Annotated in this window: 3 protein-coding genes; all 3 read left to right on the forward strand. The window is 70.7% G+C overall.

Going from position 1 to position 2,128, the window contains the following annotated elements; genetic code table 11:
- The first annotated feature begins 142 nt into the window (after nt 1-142).
- On the forward strand, nt 143-481 hold the full coding sequence (locus K7W03_RS27285) for a hypothetical protein (RefSeq protein ID WP_044662602.1): 339 nt from the start codon (nt 143-145) through the stop codon (nt 479-481).
- 113 nt (nt 482-594) lie between these two features.
- Nucleotides 595-1,725 (forward strand): phage portal protein, encoded by a 1,131-nt coding sequence (locus K7W03_RS27290; RefSeq protein WP_044662601.1) that lies wholly within the window; start codon nt 595-597, stop codon nt 1,723-1,725.
- Between the two features lie 23 nt (nt 1,726-1,748).
- A complete protein-coding gene (locus K7W03_RS27295) occupies nt 1,749-2,069 on the forward strand; it encodes a DUF6127 family protein (protein WP_222888094.1) in 321 nt (106 codons plus the stop codon).
- Nucleotides 2,070-2,128 lie beyond the last annotated feature (59 nt).

Below are 2,128 nucleotides of genomic sequence, written 5' to 3' on the forward strand. Positions count from 1 at the left end.
CAGGGGGGATGCCTGATCCTGCGCGGTCCTGCCTTCGCAGGAGCGCTATGGCCATGATCGACCGACATTGCCGGTTCGTAATGGGGGAACAATGACCTGGTGTTTGCGTAGTCCTTTCGTCTGATTTGCAAGGAGATTGGTCATGAAACTGGCCGGATGGACGATGGCTGCGGCGGGGCTGGCTCTGGTGGGTTCGCCGGTGCTGGCGGCTTCGCTGAACGGCAAGGAGCGGGCGCGGGTGGCGCGGGCCGCGCCGCGCGATCGGGATGATGTGCGCTATTGCCTGCTCCAGGCGAAGAAGGGGCGGGACAAGGGCACGGTGATCGGTGCGGCGGGCGGGGCCGGCGTCGGCGCGCTGGCCGGCGGCAGTCTGGGCGAATCCCTGCTGGCCGGTGCGGCGGGTGCCGTGGCGGGGCGCGTGATCGGGAAGAGCGAGGGGACCAATTCCGCCTGCGATCGGGTATTGGCCCGCAATCCCTGAGAGTTCGGGGACGGGGCAGACCCGTCCGGTTTTCGGTAGGCGGCTGAGCGCCGCAGACCTTCACGATCCTCCCTCCGTTCCGGAGGGAGGATTTTTTGTCGGTGGGTGGGTCCATGAAATTGTTCGGGGTGAAGGCGGCGCGCGGCGGGGCGCGGCCGGTGTTGGCGCGTGCCTGGGGATCGGGCGGGGTCGCGCTGGGCGAGTGGCCGGCCAGCTATGAGCAGCAGGTGCGGGCCGGGGTGATCGGCAATCCGGTGGCGCAGAGGGCGCTGCGGCTGGTGTCGGAGGGGGCTGGCGGGACCGCGCTGGTCGTCGGCGGCGTCGCGGAGGAGGTTCGGGCGCGGGTGAAGGCGCTGGTGGCGCGCTGTTCGTCCGGGCAGTCGCTGGTGGAGACGGTGGCGGGCCATCTGCTGCTGCATGGCAATGCCTATGTGCAGATCATCCTGGGCGCGGACGGGATGCCGGGCGAGCTGTATGCGCTGCGGCCCGAGCGGGTGAGCGTGGAGGCGGATGCGCGGGGATGGCCGGCGGCCTATCTCTACCGTGTCGGGGAAAGCGTGACGCGGCTGTCGCCCGAGGATGGCGCCGGAAGGACCGGGATCGTGCACCTGAAGGCGCTGCATCCGCTGGACGATCATTATGGGCTGGGCTGCGTCGGGGCGGCCGCCGGGGCGGTGGCGATCCACAATGCGGCGACGGTGTGGAACAAGGCGTTGCTGGACAATGCGGCGCGGCCTTCGGGCGCGATGGTCTATGATCCGGGCGACGGGTCGGTGATGAGCCCCGAGCAGTTCGAGCGGGTCAAGCGGGAGATGGAGGTCGCCTTTTCCGGCGCGGCCAATGCCGGGCGGCCGATGCTGCTGGAGGGCGGGCTGGACTGGAAGGCGATGAGCCTGACGCCCGCCGAGATGGATTTCGTGGGGCTGAAGGCGGCGGCGGCGCGGGAGATCGCGCTCGCCTTCGGCGTGCCGCCGATGCTGATGGGGCTGCCGGGGGACAATAGCTACGCCAATTATCGCGAGGCCAATCGGGCGTTGTGGCGGCAGACGATCCTGCCGCTGCTGGCGAAGATCTGGGGCGGGTTGGCGCAGGGTCTGCAGGGCTGGTGGCCGGCGCTGTGCCTGGGCGCCGACCTGGATGCGGTGCCCGCGCTGTTCGAGGAGAGGAGCGCGCTGTGGGACCGGGTGGCGGCCGCGGACTTCCTGTCGGCGGAGGAGAAGAAGGCGATGCTGGGCATGGGATGAGGCGACGGGCGCGGAGGCAGGTGATGAAATATGATGGGGAGATGCTGGCGCGGCTGGTGGCGCAGGCCGAGGCGCAGCCGGCGGGGGCGGACATGCTGATGATCCGCGCGCTGGTCGAAGAGGCGAGCGAACTGGGCGCGGGGCGGGCGCTGGAGCGGCTGGGGCTGGCGGACCGCGGGGCGGAGGCGGATGTGCGGGAGCTGCGCGAACTGCTGGGCGGCTGGCGCGACGCGAAGAAGGCGGCGCGGGGCGCGCTCGTCGCCTGGATCGTGCGGATCGTCACCGCGCTGATGCTGCTGGGGATGGCGGTGAAGCTGGGTCTGTTGGGGCTGGCGCATGAGTGACGTGCGGTTCGCCGGCTATGCGGCGGTGTTCGACCGGGTGGACCGGGGCGGCGACGTGG

The sequence above is a fragment of the Sphingobium sp. PNB genome, from assembly GCF_019873065.1.
Lineage (GTDB): Bacteria > Pseudomonadota > Alphaproteobacteria > Sphingomonadales > Sphingomonadaceae > Sphingobium > Sphingobium fuliginis.